Annotated in this window: 17 protein-coding genes; all 17 read left to right on the forward strand. The window is 64.7% G+C overall.

What is annotated here, in order from left to right; genetic code table 11:
* Positions 1-13: 13 nt before the first annotated feature.
* The 17 genes from plsX (at position 14) to aroQ (ending at position 16,118) form a co-directional block, all read left to right on the forward strand.
* Positions 14-1,033 (forward strand): phosphate acyltransferase PlsX, encoded by a 1,020-nt coding sequence (plsX, locus tag KQI11_RS08380; RefSeq protein WP_216401803.1) that lies wholly within the window; start codon positions 14-16, stop codon positions 1,031-1,033.
* Positions 1,033-1,710 carry a ribonuclease III gene (gene rnc / locus KQI11_RS08385; protein WP_021659814.1) on the forward strand — a complete coding sequence of 226 codons (678 nt, stop codon included), beginning with the start codon at positions 1,033-1,035 and terminating at the stop codon, positions 1,708-1,710. The genes plsX and rnc overlap by 1 nt, the downstream gene beginning before the upstream one ends.
* On the forward strand, positions 1,707-2,699 hold the full coding sequence (locus KQI11_RS08390) for an elongator complex protein 3 (protein ID WP_216401804.1): 993 nt from the start codon (positions 1,707-1,709) through the stop codon (positions 2,697-2,699). The genes rnc and KQI11_RS08390 overlap by 4 nt, the downstream gene beginning before the upstream one ends.
* Positions 2,700-2,703: 4 nt before the next feature.
* The gene (gene smc / locus KQI11_RS08395; RefSeq protein ID WP_216401805.1) at positions 2,704-6,273 is read left to right on the forward strand and encodes a chromosome segregation protein SMC; all 3,570 of its coding nucleotides are present in this window, start codon (positions 2,704-2,706) and stop codon (positions 6,271-6,273) included.
* 48 nt (positions 6,274-6,321) lie between these two features.
* Positions 6,322-6,642, forward strand: a complete 321-nt coding sequence (locus tag KQI11_RS08400; protein ID WP_216401806.1) for an MGMT family protein — start codon at positions 6,322-6,324, stop codon at positions 6,640-6,642.
* A gap of 27 nt (positions 6,643-6,669) precedes the next feature.
* Positions 6,670-7,581 (forward strand): signal recognition particle-docking protein FtsY, encoded by a 912-nt coding sequence (gene ftsY, locus KQI11_RS08405; protein WP_021658461.1) that lies wholly within the window; start codon positions 6,670-6,672, stop codon positions 7,579-7,581.
* Between the two features lie 35 nt (positions 7,582-7,616).
* Positions 7,617-8,204 (forward strand): XTP/dITP diphosphatase, encoded by a 588-nt coding sequence (locus KQI11_RS08410; RefSeq protein WP_216401807.1) that lies wholly within the window; start codon positions 7,617-7,619, stop codon positions 8,202-8,204.
* A gap of 47 nt (positions 8,205-8,251) precedes the next feature.
* Positions 8,252-8,539, forward strand: coding sequence for a YhbY family RNA-binding protein (locus KQI11_RS08415; RefSeq protein ID WP_059004873.1), 288 nt, complete (start codon positions 8,252-8,254; stop codon positions 8,537-8,539).
* 22 nt (positions 8,540-8,561) lie between these two features.
* The gene (gene nadD / locus KQI11_RS08420; protein WP_216401808.1) at positions 8,562-9,170 is read left to right on the forward strand and encodes a nicotinate (nicotinamide) nucleotide adenylyltransferase; all 609 of its coding nucleotides are present in this window, start codon (positions 8,562-8,564) and stop codon (positions 9,168-9,170) included.
* On the forward strand, positions 9,167-9,733 hold the full coding sequence (gene yqeK / locus KQI11_RS08425; RefSeq protein ID WP_216401809.1) for a bis(5'-nucleosyl)-tetraphosphatase (symmetrical) YqeK: 567 nt from the start codon (positions 9,167-9,169) through the stop codon (positions 9,731-9,733). The genes nadD and yqeK overlap by 4 nt, the downstream gene beginning before the upstream one ends.
* 1 nt (position 9,734) lies before the next feature.
* Complete coding sequence (locus KQI11_RS08430) at positions 9,735-10,868, forward strand: LCP family protein (RefSeq protein ID WP_185914889.1); 1,134 nt, start codon at positions 9,735-9,737, stop codon at positions 10,866-10,868.
* Positions 10,869-10,896: 28 nt separating this feature from the next.
* Positions 10,897-11,250, forward strand: a complete 354-nt coding sequence (gene rsfS, locus KQI11_RS08435; RefSeq protein ID WP_059004876.1) for a ribosome silencing factor — start codon at positions 10,897-10,899, stop codon at positions 11,248-11,250.
* Between the two features lie 59 nt (positions 11,251-11,309).
* Positions 11,310-13,715, forward strand: coding sequence for a leucine--tRNA ligase (gene leuS, locus KQI11_RS08440; protein WP_216401810.1), 2,406 nt, complete (start codon positions 11,310-11,312; stop codon positions 13,713-13,715).
* A gap of 241 nt (positions 13,716-13,956) precedes the next feature.
* Complete coding sequence (gene rpsU, locus KQI11_RS08445; protein ID WP_021658453.1) at positions 13,957-14,139, forward strand: 30S ribosomal protein S21; 183 nt, start codon at positions 13,957-13,959, stop codon at positions 14,137-14,139.
* 153 nt (positions 14,140-14,292) lie between these two features.
* The gene (locus tag KQI11_RS08450) at positions 14,293-14,775 is read left to right on the forward strand and encodes a YqeG family HAD IIIA-type phosphatase (RefSeq protein WP_216401811.1); all 483 of its coding nucleotides are present in this window, start codon (positions 14,293-14,295) and stop codon (positions 14,773-14,775) included.
* 1 nt (position 14,776) lies between these two features.
* Positions 14,777-15,634 carry a TIM barrel protein gene (locus KQI11_RS08455; RefSeq protein ID WP_216401812.1) on the forward strand — a complete coding sequence of 286 codons (858 nt, stop codon included), beginning with the start codon at positions 14,777-14,779 and terminating at the stop codon, positions 15,632-15,634.
* Positions 15,635-15,683: 49 nt separating this feature from the next.
* A complete protein-coding gene (gene aroQ, locus KQI11_RS08460; RefSeq protein ID WP_021658450.1) occupies positions 15,684-16,118 on the forward strand; it encodes a type II 3-dehydroquinate dehydratase in 435 nt (144 codons plus the stop codon).

Raw genomic sequence — 16,118 nt, forward strand, 5'->3', positions numbered from 1 at the left:
GGAGGAATGGACCATGCGAATCATCTTTGACGCCATGGGCGGCGACAACGCCCCCGACGAGACCCTCAAGGGGGCCCGGCTGGCCCGGGACGAATACGGGGTGGAGATCACCCTGGTGGGGGACGAGCCCCTGCTCACCGAGCGGGCGGCCGCCCTGTCGGTCGACCTGGCAGGGCTGGACATCCGCCACGCCCCCACCCAGATCTCCATGGAGGACGAGCCCACCGCCGTCTTGAAGGAGAAGGGCGACTGCTCCATGGCCGAGGGGCTGCGGATGCTCAAATCCGGCGAGGGGGACGCCTTTGTCTCCGCCGGGAACACCGGCGCTCTGGTGGTGGGGGCGACCATGATCGCCGGGCGGCTCAAGGGGATCAAGCGGGCGGCCCTCACCACCGTCATCCCCTCGGCCACCGGCGCCTACCTGTTGGCCGACGTGGGGGCCAACGCCGAGTGCCGCCCCGAGATGCTGGTGCAGTTCGGGGTGATGGGGTCGGCCTACATGGAGAAGATCATGGGGATCGCCGCCCCCAAGGTGGGGATCGCCAACATCGGCACCGAGCCCCACAAGGGCACCCCCTTGCAGCAGGAGACCTACCGGCTGATGCAGGACGCACCCCTGCACTTCATCGGCAACGCCGAGGCGCGGGACATCCCCTTCGGGGTGGCCGACGTGGTGGTCTGCGACGGCTTTACCGGCAACATCATTCTCAAACTCACCGAGGGGCTGGCCAAGATGATGGCCGGCGAGGTGAAAAAGGTGATGTTCAAAAGCCCCCTCACCAAGCTGGGCGCCCTGACCATGGCCGGGGGGATGAAGGGCTTTAAGGACAAGATGGACTACTCGAAGTACGGCGGGGCCCCCCTGTTGGGGCTAAAAGCGCCGGTGATCAAGGCCCACGGCAGTTCGGGGGCCGAGGCGTTTCAGAACGCCATCCGCCAGGCCAAGACCATGGTGGAAAACGGGGTGATCTCCACCATCGAGACCGCCCTGGGCGAGATGCGGCAGAAGGCCGCCGAAGGGGGCGAGGCGTAATGGAAAAACTGGAGCGGACCCTGCACTACAGCTTTCTCGACAAGCAGCTCATCGAGACGGCCCTCACCCACTCCTCCTTTGCCAACGAGCGGGGGCCCGGCGTGCAGTACAACGAGCGGCTGGAGTTTTTGGGGGACGCGGTCCTCTCCATCGTGGTGAGCGACTACATCTTCAAAAACCTCACCGACATGCCCGAGGGGGAGCTGACCCGGGTGCGGGCCACCCTGGTCTGCGAGAAGTCCCTCTGCGACCTGGCGCGGGCCATCCACCTGGGGGACTACCTGCGCCTGGGCCGGGGGGAGGACCTCTCTGGCGGCCGGGACCGGCCCTCCATCCTGGCCGACGCCTTTGAGGCGGTGATCGCCGCCATCTACCTGGACGGGGGGATGGAAGCGGCCTCCGCCTTCATCCTGCGCAACATGTCCTCCCTCCTCTCCAACCGCACCTACACCCCCTTTGTGGACTACAAGACCCGCCTGCAGGAGATCGTCCAGCAAAACCCAGAGGACCAGCTGGAATACCGCCTGGCGGGGGAGGAGGGGCCCGACCACGCCAAGATTTTCACCGTGCAGGTGATTTTGGACAACAACGTCTTCTCCACCGGCCGGGGCCGCAGCAAGAAGGCGGCCGAGCAGGACGCCGCCAAAGAAGCCCTGCGGCTGATGGGGGAAGAGTGAAACACGGCAACATCGGCATCTTCATCCCCCACCTGGGCTGCCCCCAGCGGTGCAGTTTCTGCAACCAAAACCGCATCTCCGGGGCCGCCCGCGCCCCCTCCCCGGAGGAGGTGGCCCGGCTACTCGAAGGGGCGGTGCGCGCCCCCGGCTTTGACGGGGCGCACTGCGAGATCGCCTTTTTCGGGGGCAGTTTCACCGCCGTCGACCCGGCCTACCGGGAGGCGCTGCTGGACGTGGCCGAGCCCTTTGTCCGCCGGGGACAGGCGGCGGGCATCCGCCTCTCCACCCGGCCCGACTGCCTGGACGGGCCGATGGCCCGCCATCTGGCCGCCCGCGGGGTCACCGCGGTGGAGCTGGGGGCCCAGTGCATGGACGACGGGGTGCTGGCGAAAAACCGGCGGGGCCACACGGCGGAGGATGTCCGCGCCGCCTGCCGGGCCGTCCGCGCCGCCGGGCTGGAACTGGGGCTGCAGATGATGACCGGCCTCCCCGGCGCCGATCGGGAGACCGACCGGCGCACCGCCGAGGCGTTTGTCGCCCTGGCCCCCGACACGGTGCGCATCTACCCCACCCTGGTGATGCGGGACACCGAACTCTGCGCGCTCTATGAAAAAGGCGCATACGCGCCCCTTTCGCTGGAAGAGGCAGTGGAACAGACCGCCGCGCTTCTGCGGCTTTTTGACAGCGCGCGCATCCGGGTCATCCGGGTGGGGCTGCACCCGGACGAGAGCCTGGCCGAGGGCTGGGTGGCGGGCCCCTTTCACCCGGCCTTTCGGGAACTCTGCGAGAGCAGGCGGTACGCCGCCCTGCTGGGCGAAGCGCTGGCCGGCCTCCCCGCCGGGGAGTACCGGCTGGGGGTGGCCCCGGGCCACGCCTCCAAGGCGGTGGGGCACCGGGGGGAAAACCGCCGGGCCCTGGCCGAGCGGGGGCAGCGCATCAAGGTATACGAAGACGGGGCGGTGGCGCCCTACACCATCCGGAGGATGTGAGAGTTTGTTTTTAAAGGCACTGGAAATTTACGGGTTCAAGTCCTTCCCGGACAAGACCCGGCTGGAATTTGACCACGGCTTCACCGCCGTGGTGGGGCCCAACGGCAGCGGCAAGAGCAACCTGTCCGACGCCATGCGCTGGGTGCTGGGCGAGCAGTCCAGCAAATCCCTGCGGGGGGCCAAGATGCAGGACGTCATCTTCGGCGGCACCCAGGCCCGCTCCCCCATGGGGTTTGCCCAGGTGGCCCTGGTCATCGACAACGCCGACGGGAAGCTGGCGGGCATGCAGGCCGAGGAGGTCACGGTGCTGCGCAAGCTCTACCGCTCGGGCGAGAGCGAGTACCGCATCAACGGCCAGGCCGTCCGCCTCAAGGATGTGCACGAGCTGTTCATGGACACCGGCCTGGGCAAGGACGGCTACTCCATCATCTCCCAGGGCAAAATTTCTGAAATCGTCAGCGCCAAGAGCGAACAGCGGCGGGAAATCTTTGAAGAGGCCGCCGGCATCGCCAAATACCGCTACAAGAAAAATGAGGCCGAGCGTAAGTTGGAGCGGGCCGAGGAAAACCTGCTGCGGCTGCGGGACATCCTGCAGGAGGTGGAGAGCCGCCTGGAGCCCCTGCGGGTGCAGAGCGAAAAGGCCAGCCAGTTTCTGCAGCTGGCCGGGGAGCGGCGGCAGCTGGAGGTCTCCCTCTGGGTCTACACCCTGGCCAAGTCGCGGCAGCTGCTGCGCCAGCAGGAGGACAAGCTCCTCCTGGCCCAGCGGGACTTTGAGACCATGCAGCAAAAGATCGACGGCATGGACCAGAAAAACGAGGAGCTCTACCGGCAGATGAACCGCTGCGCCTCGGAGATCGAGGAGGTCAACGCCGACATCGCCGAGCTGGGCGCCCAGATCAACCAGAACGAGGCCAGCGTGCTGGTGCTGCAAAACGAGCAGAAGCACGCCGGCGAAGAGGTGGAGCGCCACCGGCGGGAGATGGAGGACCTGGCCCGCCGGGGGGAGGACATCGACCAGAAGATCACCGACAAGCAGGCCCTGATCGAGAAGAGCCGCGCCCTGGCCGCCCAGCGGGAGCGGGAGATCGCCGAGCGGGAGGAGACCCTCTCCGGGCTGGTGCTGCAAAATTCCTCCACCCAGGAGCGGGTGGAGGAGCTGACGTCCGCCCTCTCGGGCTACTCGGTGGAACTCAGCGAGATCAAGGTGCGGCTGCACGCCGGGGCCGACAACCGGGCCCGCTCCCAGGCCGTTTTACAGGACCTGGGGGAGAAGAGGGAGCTCTTGACCGGCGAGATGCAGAAGGCCGAGGCCGAACGGAAAGAGGTCGCCCAGCAGCTCTACCAGGTGGTGGAACAGCTGACCTCCGCCCAGAACACCAAGGACGGCTACGCCCTCAAGTGGGAGAGCCGCCAGCAGCAGCACCGCCGGGCGAAAGAGGAGCTGGACCGCCTGCGGGCCGCCTGCACCGACGCCCAGAACAAGATGAAGGTCCTGCAGGACCTGAAGGACAACATGGAGGGCTTTGCCCACAGCGTCAAAAAGGTGACCCTCTCGGCCAAGGAGGGGAAGCTGCGGGGCATTTTGGGCCCGGTGGCCACCCTGCTCAAGGTCGAGCGCGCCTATGCCACCGCCATTGAGGTGGCCCTGGGGGCCGCCGCCCAGAACATCGTCTGCCAGGACGAGGGGGCGGCCAAGGCGGCCATCCAGTTTTTGAAACAACAGCGGGGGGGCAGGGCCACCTTCCTCCCCCTGACGGTCATCCGCGGCCGCTCGCTCAGCGAGCGGGGGCTGGACGACTGGGACGGCTACGTGGGGGTCGCCAGCGAGCTGGTGGACTGCGACGAGCGGCTGCGCCCCATCGCCGAAAACCTGTTGGGCCGCACTGCCGTGGTGGAGGATCTGGACACCGCCGTGGCCCTGGCCAAGGCCTTTGGCTACCGCTTCAAGGTGGTCACCCTCGACGGCCAGGTGGTCAACGCCGGGGGCAGTCTCACCGGAGGCTCCCTCTCCAAGACCACCGGCGTCTTCTCCCGCGAGAGCGAACTCACCGCCCTGCGGGAGGGGGCGGCCAAACAGCAGGCCCGCCTGGCCGAACTGACCGGGGAGGAGCGGGAGCTGCGGGAGGAGCTGGCCCGGCTGCAGGCGGTGATGGAGGGCGCCCAGAGCGAGCTCATCACCGCCGGGCAGGACAAGATCCGCTGCGAGGGCGAGCTGGCCCGCATCGGCCAGTACCTCGAGCAGGCGGGCAGCCAGTTGGAGGGGCTGGAGCGGGACGCCCTTGCCCAGCGCACCTACCTGGAGAAGTTGGAGGGGGAGATGGACGCCCTGCTCACCGAGCAGGAGCAGACCACCGCTCTCTACCAGAAACTCGACGGCGAGTTGGCCGCCCTCTCCACCTCCGCCAAGGCCTTTACCGACGCCCGGCAGGCCATCCTCGACGAGATCGCCGAGCAGAAGATGGAGATCGCCGGTCTGCAGAAGGACACCCTGATTTGGGGGAAGGAGATCATCTCCCTGCAGCAGACCAAGCTGGGCAGCAGTAAGCAGAGAGAGGAGATCCTCGCCCAGATCGAGGCGGCCAAGGCCCGCAGCGAGAAGATCGACCGGGACATCGCCGAGCTGGCCGAGCAAAACAGCGACCTCATGGGGCGGATCGCCGAGCGCCGCGCCGCCATCCACCAGATCTCCCAGCGCCGCCAGTCCCTGGAACAGGAGGCGGTGCAAAACCGCCAGGAGCAAAAGTCCATCCAGTCCGACAAGGACGGGGTGGCCAGGGAGCTAGCCCGGCTGGAGGAGCGCAAGCAGACCATGCAGCAGGACTACGACAAGATCGTGGCCGACCTCTACGACCAGTACGAGCTGACCCGCAGCCAGGCCGAGCAGGAGGCCCGCCCCCTGGAGGACGAGGGGGAGGCCAAGCGCCGCCTGGCCTCCCTCAAGGGGAAGATGCGGGCCCTGGGCTCGGTCAACCTGGACGCCATCGAGGAGTACCGGGCCGAGAAGGAGCGCTTTTCCTTCATGAGCGCCCAGATCGCGGACGTGGAGGAGAGCAAGAACAGCCTGCACAAGCTGATCGCCGCCCTCACCAAGGAGATGATCGCCCGCTTTGAGGAGAACTTCTCCCAGATCAACCGCCACTTCAGCCGCATCTTCGTCGACCTCTTCGGCGGGGGAAAGGCGGCCCTCAGCCTCACCGACCCGGAAAACGTCCTCGAGTCGGGCATCGACATCCAGGTGGCCCCGCCGGGGAAGATCATCAACAACCTCCAATCCCTCTCCGGCGGCGAACAGGCCTTTGTGGCCATCGCCATCTACTTCGCCATCCTCACCGTCCACCCGTCGCCTTTCTGCATCCTCGACGAGATCGAGGCTGCCCTGGACGACGTGAACGTCAACAAGTACGCCGCCTACCTGCGCACCATGTCGGGGGAGACCCAGTTCATCTGCATCACCCACCGCCGCGGCACCATGGAGGAGGCGGACGTCCTCTACGGCGTCACCATGCAGGAGGAGGGGGTCTCCAAGCTGCTGAAACTGGACGTCTCCGAGGTGGGGTCCGAATTTGTGAACTGACCGGCGGCTTTTTCCCCGGGAAATACATACCATAAAAGGGGTGGGCAGATGAACTTTTACCAGACCGTCTACGCCCTGGCCCGACAGATCCCCCGCGGCCGGGTGGCCACCTACGGCCAGCTGGCCATTCTCGCCGGCAGCCCCCGGGCCTCGCGGGTGGTGGGCGGCGCTATGCGCCGCTGCCCCGCGGGCGCCGGCGTCCCCTGCCACCGGGTGGTGGGGAGAGAGGGCCGCCTGGCGCCGGAGGGGACCTTTGGCCCCCTGGACGAACAGCGCCTCCTGCTGGAGGCGGAGGGGATCGAAATCACCCCTGACCGGCGGGTGGATCTGCAGAAATACCGCTGGGATGGTACCCTGAAGACCGAATGAGTGCAACCGCTTGAGAGGAGGCGCAGCATGGGGCTGTTTGACAAATTTAAAAAGGGGCTGCAAAAGACCCGGGATTCCTTTGCCGGTGCCCTGGGCGGCATTGCCGCCAGCTTTACCAAAATCGACGAGGACCTCTTCGAGGAGATCGAAGAGACCCTCATCATGGCCGACGTGGGGGTGGACACCTCCCTCAAGATCGTGGAGAAACTGCGGGAGGCCGTCAAGCGCGACCGGGTCACCGACCCCAAGGAGATCCGCCGCTACCTGAAGGGGGTCCTGCTGGACATCCTCCAGGGCGACACCGCTTTGGAGATCACCACCAAGCCCACAGTGCTGCTGGTCATCGGGGTCAACGGGGTGGGCAAGACCACCACCATCGGCAAGCTGGCCGCCCTGCTCAAAAACCAGGGGCACACGGTGCTTTTGAGCGCGGCCGACACCTTCCGCGCCGCGGCCATCGACCAGCTACAGGTCTGGGGGCAGCGTAGCGGCTGCGACGTCATCGCCCACCAGGAGGGGAGCGACCCCGCCGCCGTCATCTACGACGGGGTGGCCGCCGCCAAGGCCCGGGGGGTGGACGTCCTCATCTGCGACACCGCCGGCCGGCTGCACAACAAGAAAAACCTCATGGACGAACTGGCCAAGATCAACCGGGTCATCGACCGGGAGGCCGCCGACAGCAAAAAGGAGACCTTCTTGGTGCTCGACGCCACCACCGGCCAGAACGGGGTCAACCAGGCCAAGCAGTTTATGGAGGTCACCGATCTGACCGGCATCGTCCTCACCAAGCTCGACGGCACCGCCAAGGGCGGGGTGGTGGTGGCCATCAAAGACCAGCTGGGCCTGCCGGTGCGGTATATCGGGGTGGGGGAGCAGGTCGACGACCTGCAGCCCTTTGACGCCCAGACCTTTGTGGACGCCCTCTTCTGCGAGGAGTAGCGCCCCAGACGACAACAAATAGGAGGACAGAGGCTGTGAAATTGCTCATCGCCACCAACAACGACAAAAAGGTGCGGGAGTTCCACCGCATCCTGGAGCCCTACGGGGTGGAGTGCGTCTCCTTAAAGGAGGCCGGCATCTGCCAGGAGATCGAGGAGACCGGCACCACCTTTGAAGAGAACTCCCGCATCAAGGCCCAGACCATCTGCGACTTGACCGGCCTGCCGGCGGTGGCCGACGACAGCGGCCTGTCGGTGGACTGCTTGGACGGCGCGCCGGGGGTCTATTCGGCCCGCTACGCCGGGGAGAACGCCACCGACGACGAGAATGTGGACAAACTGCTGGCGACCCTCCAAGACGTCCCCGACGAGGGGCGCACCGCCTGCTTTGTCAGCGTCATCACCATCGTCTTCCCCGACGGGCGCAGCTTTCACACCCGGGGCGAGTGCGTGGGGCAGATCGCCCACCAGCGCATCGGCTACAACGGCTTTGGCTACGACCCCATCTTCCAGGTGGGGGAGGGGCGGAGCTTTGCCAGCATCCCCCCCGAGGAGAAGGACGCCATGAGCCACCGGGGCAAGGCCCTGCGGCTCTTTGTGGAAGAGCTGAAAAAATACCTGTGAGCCGCGCCGCCGGCCCGGCCCGTGAGAGATAGAGAGGAACAGCGACCATGTTGACAAGCAAACAGAGAGCGTATTTGAAGGGCCGCGCCAACGGCCTGGACACCATCGTCCAAATCGGCAAGAACGGGGTCGAGCCGGCGGTCACCAAGCAGGTGGCCGACGCCCTGGCCTCCCGGGAGCTGATCAAGGGCCGGGTGCTGGAAAACAGCCCCTACACCCCCCGCGAGGCGGCGGCCGAGCTGGCCGAGTACACCAAGAGCGAGGTGGTGCAGGTCATCGGCACCAAGTTCGTCCTCTTCAAGCAGAAGAAAAAGGACTCCGCCTATACCCTGTAGGGCGAGGGAGGACGCGAGCGAGATGGATACGGCGATTTTTGGCGGCACCTTCAACCCGCCCCACCGGGGGCACACCCTGCTGGTGGGGGCCATCTGCCGGGCGCTGGGCCTTGCGCGCTGCGTTGTGGTGCCCACCTTTCAGCCCCCCCACAAGGCCCCGGCGGCGGGGGCCAGTCCCGCCCAGCGGCTGGAGATGGCCGCCCTCTGCGACTGGGGGGTCCCGGTGGAGATCAGCGACGTGGAATTGCGCCGGGGCGGGCGGAGTTACACCTTCGACACCCTGGCGGAATTCCACCGCCGCTGGCCCGAAGACCGGCTCTTCTTCCTCATGGGCAGCGACATGCTCTTGAGTTTTCGCCAGTGGCACCGCTACCGGGAGCTGCTGGGGATGGCGATCTTCTGCGTGGCCCCGCGGCGGGAGGACGACCGCGCCGCCCTGCAGGGGGCGGCCGACTCCCTGCGGGCCGAGGGGGGGACCTTCCTGTTGGTGGACACCCCCCCGCTGGAGGTCTCCTCCACCTGGCTGCGGGCCCGGCTTGCGGCCGGGGAGGACGTGTCGGACTATTTGGACCCGGCGGTGCTGCGCTACATCGAGGAGCGCCGCCTCTACCGAGGGGAGGATGGAAAGTGAACCCCTATAAACCCTACCGCGAGTACGTCAAGGCCCACCTCTCCGACGAGCGCTACCGCCACACCAAAAACGTGGTGGAGCAGGCCGGCGCCCTGGCGCGGCACCACGGGGCCGACGAGGATGTCTGTCTGCGGGCGGCCTGGCTGCACGACTGCATGAAGGAGGAAAGCCTGGACACTTTGTTGCATTGGTGCAGAGAGTTTGCTATAATAAACAATGCCTTGGCCCGCAGCAGCCGCGCGCTGCTGCACGGGCCGGCGGCGGCAGCTTTTGCCGGGGAGCACTTCGGCGTCACCGATGCCCGGGTGCTCGACGCCATCTTCTACCACACCACCGGTCGGCCCAACATGTCGGCGGAGGAGAAGATCGTCTTTCTGGCGGACATGACCGGCCCCGAGCGGACCTTCGCCGGGGTGGAGCAACTGCGACAGCTCTGTTTTACCGATTTAAACCGCGCTATGGCCTGGGCCCTGCAGAACAATTTGATCTATCTGGCCCAGAGGGGCCGCCCCATCTTCGAGGGGTCGGTCACGGCGTATAACCACTACATCAAGGGAGAGTAACATGGCAAAGAGGATGCGGGAGACCCCCCACAAAGGCAAGAAGACCGGCAGCAGAAAAAAGAAGATCGCGCTCATCGTCACCACGGTGGTTTTGGCCCTGGTGATAGCGGGGGGAACAGCGGTGTACGTGCTGCTGCACTCCAACCTCTTCGGCGGCGCGGACATGTCCGAATACGGCAACTCGCAGGCGGTGCAGGAGAAGTCGGTGAACATCCTCATCGTCGGCACCGACAATGACACCTCCCGCCCCGAATACGCCGATCACGAACTCACCGACGTCATCATGGTGGTCAACTTCAATATGGAGGACGGGACCGCCCACATCCTGCAGATCCCGCGGGACACCTACGTGGGCGACAACATCCCCTCGGGCAAGATCAACGCCGTCTTCTCCCGCGGGGAGAACAAGGACAAGCACATCCTCAACCTGGTCAACTACATCACCACCCAGTACCAGCTACCCATCGACCACTACATCACCATCACCATGCAGACCTTCATCGACGCGGTGGACGCCATCGGCGGCATCGAGATGAACGTCCCCTACGACGTGACCATTGTCGAGGAGGGGCTTGAAATCAAGGCCGGCCAGCAGACCCTGAGCGGCGAGCAGGCCCAGTGCTTTGTCCGCTCCCGCGAACTCTACGCCGAGGGCGATTTGGGCCGGGTCAAGGCCCAGCGGCTCTTCATCGCCGCGGGGATGGAGAAGATCACCAAGCTCTCCACCAACGAGATGATTAAGCTGGTGGGGCTGTGCTACGACAAGGTCGAGACCGACCTGACCGGCGCCGACATCCTGAACTACGCCCAGAAGGCATCCAAACTGGACCTCTCGCAAGTCGAGATGTACATGGTGCCCGGCGAGCCCGCCTACTCCAAGGCGGGGCTGTCCATCTACTCGGTGCACAAGGAGGAGCTGGCAAACCTCCTCAACGAGAAGTTTCGCCCCCACACCGAGGCGGTGCCGGCCGAAGAGCTGACCTGCCCCGAGGTGGCCAACTCCTCTTCCTGGTACGACAAAAACGGCAACACCATCGACGACCTGTTGGGCGGGGCCAAGCCGGGCAAAGACACCATTTCCGGCAAGGAGAGCAGCAGTTCGGCCGCCTCCTCCAGCTCCTCCAGCGGCAAGTAAAGACCAACTGATAAAAAGGGAGCAGAGAATGACTGCAAGAGAGATCGCCGCACTGGCTGTGCAGGCACTAGAAGACAAAAAAGCCGGGGACATCAAGGTCCTCGACATCTCCAAAGTGTCCACCCTGGGGGACTACTTCGTCCTCTGCGAGGGCACCAGCACCACCCAGGTGAAGGCCCTGGCCGACCAGGTGGATTTCTTCCTGGGGCAAAACGGGGTGGAGCCGGACCGGATCGAGGGCTACCAGTCCGCCGGGTGGATCGTCTTGGACTACGGCGACGTGATCGTTCACGTCTTTCATAAAGAGTCCCGCGAGTTCTACGGGCTCGAGCGGCTCTGGGCCGACGGCAAGCCGGTGGCCATTGACGAACTGAAAAAATAAGGCAGCCAAAAGCCGCGGGAGACCGCGGCCTTTGGGGCGTTTTGAGGGAGGATACAGTTTTGAGCTACGATTTCAAACAGATCGAAAAGAAATGGCAGGACCGGTGGGACGAGGAGAATGTCTTTGCCGCCACCACCGACTTTTCCAAACCCAAGTTTTACCCCCTGGTGGAGTTCCCCTACCCCTCGGGGCAGGGCCTGCACGTGGGGCACCCCCGCAGCTACACCGCGCTGGACATCGTGGCGCGCAAGCGCCGGCTGGAGGGGTACAACGTCCTCTACCCCATGGGGTGGGACGCCTTTGGCCTGCCCACCGAGAACTACGCCCTCAAAACCGGCATCCACCCCGAGATCGTCACGGCCAAAAACATTGCCCACTTCAAAGAGCAGCTCAAGTCCCTGGGCCTCTCCTTTGACTGGAACCGGGAGGTCAACACCACCGACCCCAGCTACTACAAGTGGACCCAGTGGATCTTCCTGCAGCTGTACAAGCGGGGGCTGGCCTACAAAAAGGAGATGGCCGTCAACTTCTGCACCTCCTGCAAGGTGGTGCTGGCCAACGAAGAGGTGGTCGGCGGCGTCTGCGAGCGCTGCGGGGGCGAGGTCATCCGCCAGGTCAAGAGCCAGTGGATGCTGAAGATCACCGAGTACGCCCAGCGGCTGATCGACGATTTGGAAGAGGTCAACTACATCGACCGGGTCAAGAGCTCCCAGATCAACTGGATCGGCCGCTCCACCGGCGCCGAGGTGGACTTCACCACCACCGCCGGCGAGAAGCTGACCGTCTACACCACCCGCCCCGACACCCTGTTTGGGGCCACCTATATGGTCCTCTCCCCCGAGCACCCCTACATCGACCAGTGGGCCGGGCAGATCACCAACATGCCCGCGCTGCTGGAGTACCGCGAGAAGGCGGCCCGCAAGTCCGACTTTGAGCGCACCGAGATGCAAAAGGAGAAGACCGGCGTCGAGATCCAGGGCGTGCGGGCCATCAATCCGGTCAGCGGCAGGGAGATCCCCATCTTCATCTCCGACTACGTGCTCATGAGTTACGGCACCGGCGCCATCATGGCGGTGCCCGCCCACGACACCCGCGACTACGACTTCGCCAAGGCCTTTGACCTGCCCATCGTCGAGGTGGTGGCCGGCGGCGACGTGGAGAAAGAGGCGTTCACCGATTGCGCCACCGGGGTGATGGTCAACTCCGGCTTCCTGGACGGAATGAAGGTGGAGGAGGCCAAGAAGGCCATCATCGCCTGGCTGGAAAAAGAGGGCAAGGGCCACCCCAAGGTCAACTTCAAGCTGCGCGACTGGGTCTTCAGCCGCCAGCGCTACTGGGGCGAACCCATCCCCATGGTCTACTGCGAGAAGTGCGGCTGGGTGCCGCTGCCCGAGTCCGAACTGCCCCTGAAATTGCCCGAGGTGGCCGACTTCCACCAGACCGAGGACGGGCAGTCCCCCCTGGCCAAGCTCGACGACTGGGTCAACACCACCTGCCCCCACTGCGGCGGGCCCGCCAAGCGGGAGACCGACACCATGCCCCAGTGGGCGGGTTCCTCCTGGTACTTCCTGCGCTACTGCGACCCCCACAACGATCAGGAGATCGCCAGCAAAGAGGCGCTGGAGTACTGGCTGCCGGTGGACTGGTACAACGGGGGGATGGAGCACACCACCCTGCACCTGCTCTACTCCCGCTTCTGGCACAAGTTCCTCTACGACATTGGGGTGGTCCCCACCAAGGAGCCCTATGCCAAGCGCACCAGCCACGGCATGATTTTGGGCGAGAACGGGGAGAAGATGTCCAAGTCCCGCGGCAACGTGGTCAACCCCGACGACATCGTCGACCAGTACGGGGCCGACACCATGCGGCTGTACGAGATGTTCATCGGCGACTTTGAGAAGGCCGCCCCCTGGAGCGCCGACTCCATCAAGGGCTGCAGCCGGTTTTTGGACCGGGTCTGGGGGCTCTCCAAGCTGCTCATCCCGGGCGAGGGCTACTCCAAAGAGCTGGAGGTCAGCTTCCACAAGACCATCAAAAAGGTGACCGAGGACATCGAGAACCTCAAGTTCAACACCGCCATCGCCGCCATGATGGCCCTCATCAACGAGATCTACGCCAAGAAGGGGATCACCAAGGACGAACTGCACGACTTCCTGGTCATCCTCAACCCCTTCGCCCCCCACCTCACCGAGGAGATGTACGAGAAGCACGGCTTTGGCCCCATGCTGGCCAAGGAGAAGTGGCCGCTCTTCGACGAGAGCAAGTGCGTCGACGAGACGGTGGAGCTGGCGGTGCAGGTCAACGGCAAGGTGCGGGCCAAGATCGTGGTGCCGGTCAACTGCGACAAGGAGACCGCCATCCAGATCGCCAAGGACAACGCCGCCATCGCCGAGGCGCTGGTGGGGAAGATGCCCATTCGCGAGATCTACGTACCCGGCCGGTTGGTGAACATCGTCATCAAATAGGGAGTTTTTTGCTGGAAACCGCTTGCTTTTTGAATTTTTCCAACTTGCCCCCTGCAAGCTATTGACAGCCCTTGGCAGGGCATTGTATAATAGTCTCTGTTATACAAGTTGCGCCTGCCGGTACAACTTGTAGCGGCCAGGTCCACGGGCGAGAGCCCTGGGCGGCGGCATCTTACGGGGCGGTCCCTGCGGGGGCGCAGCGCCGTAAACTCCTGCCGCATGGCGGAGGGAGGGGAAGTAAATGTCGGAAATTCGCGTCAAAGACAATGAGAGCTTGGACAACGCGCTGCGGCGGTTCAAACGCCAGTGCGCCAAATCGGGTGTCTTGCAGGAGGTTCGCAAACGTGAGCACTACGAGAAGCCCTCTGTAAAACGCAAAAAGAAATCCGAAGCGGCTCGCAAGCGCAAATTCAAAAAGAGATAAGCTTGCAGGTCCATCGGTACGGCGAACAAAAGATAAAAGCGGGCTTTGCAGCCCGCTTTTTCATTTGCCGGCTTCAATTTCTTTGCAATTTTGAAACAATTTTTTGAGATACTAAAAAGGCGGCTGCGGCCGCCCGAAAGGGGGAGCGAGCAGGTGCTGAGACCGGACTACATGCAAAAGAGCGTGCAGGGGGTGACCCTGCAATTTCTGAAGGCCGCCGGCATCGGCGGGCTGATCGTCGACATCGACAACACCCTTGCCAAACACGACGACCCCACCCCGGCGCCGGGGGCGCGCGAATGGGTCGAGGCCATGCGGGCGGGGGGGATCAAACTCTGCATCATCTCCAACAATGGGGAGGAGCGGGTGCGCCCCTTTGCCCAGCTGCTGGGCCTGCCCTATGTCCACAGCGCCAAAAAGCCCCTGCCGAAGAGCTACCGCCGGGCGGTGGCGCTGCTGGGGCTGCCCCGAGAGGTCTGCGCCATGGTGGGCGACCAGCTCTTCACCGACATGCTGGGGGGAAACATCGCCGGGGTCAAGACCATTTTGGTCAACCCCATCGACGGGCAGGAGCTGGCGCAGATCCAGTTCAAGCGCAAGCTGGAACGGCTGTTCATCAAGCGGGAGGAGGACTGAAATGGCGGCAAAATTCGGCCCGGCGGGCAATTCCCAGAGCTTTAAAGACCAGGGGTACAAGGCCACCATCCAGGCCCCCGGCTATGTGGAGAAGATGGGCCTTGACTGCTACGAGTACCAGTGCGGCCACGGGGTGCGCATCAGCCCCGAGGCGGCGGCCGCCTTTGGCAAAAAGGCGGTGGAGCACGGCATCTCCCTCTCCCTGCACGCCCCCTACTACATCTCCCTCTCCTCGGTGGAGGAGGAGAAGCGCCAGAAGTCGGTGGAGTACATCCTCCAGAGTGTCCGCGCCGCCGCCGGCATGGGGGCCGACCGGGTGGTGGTCCACTCCGGCTCCTGCTCGAAAATCAGCAGGGAGGAGGCCCTGGCCCTGGCCGGCGACACCCTGCAGCGGGCCCTGGCGGCCATGGACGAGGAGGGGCTGGGCCACGTCCACCTCTGCCCCGAGACCATGGGGAAGATCAACCAGTTGGGCACCCTGGACGAGGTGCTCTCCCTCTGCTGTCTCGACGAGCGGCTGATCCCCTGTATCGACTTTGGCCACCTCAACGCCCGCACCCTGGGCGGCGTCGCCCAGAAGAGCGATTACGAGGCCATCCTGCTGGCGGTGGGGGAGCGGCTGGGAGAGGGGCGGATGAAGGGATTTCACGCCCACTTCTCCAAGATCCAGTACACCGAAAAGGGGGGCGAAAAGGCCCACCTGACCTTTGCCGACACCGTTTACGGCCCCGCCTATGAGCCGCTGATGGAGCTCATCTGCCAGTACGGCAGCAGCCCCACCTTCATCTGTGAGTCCGCCGGCACCCAGGCCGAGGACGCCCGCACCATGAAAGACTACTACCGCTCCCTGCAAAAGTGAGCTCTGTCCCGCCCGGCAGGGCGGAAAAAATAAAGAGGGGTGGATCCACGTGAAAAAGACCATTGCCATCATCAACGGGCCCAACATGAACCTTTTGGGGGTGCGGGAACCGGGCCACTACGGGCTGGAAAATTTGCAGACCGTGGAGGAGTCCTGCCGCCAGAAATGCGCCGAGCTGGGGCTTTCCTGCATCTGTTTTCAGGCAAACGGCGAGGGCGAGCTCATCGACTTCATCCACCGGGGCCTGACCGACTTTCAGGGGATCGTCATCAACCCTGGCGCCTACACCCATTACAGCTACGCCATCCGCGACGCGCTGGCCGCCGTCAAGCTGCCGGCGGTGGAGGTGCACATCTCCAACGTCCACCAGCGGGAGGAGTTTCGCCACCGCTCGGTGACCGCCCCGGTCTGCGTGGGCCAAATCTGCGGCCTGGGCACCCAGGGCTATCTGCTGGCCATCGAGGCCCTGGCGGGGAGGGTGTAG

This window comes from Acetanaerobacterium sp. MSJ-12, assembly GCF_018917875.1.
In the GTDB taxonomy this organism is placed as follows: Bacteria; Bacillota; Clostridia; order Oscillospirales; family Ruminococcaceae; genus Bittarella; species Bittarella massiliensis.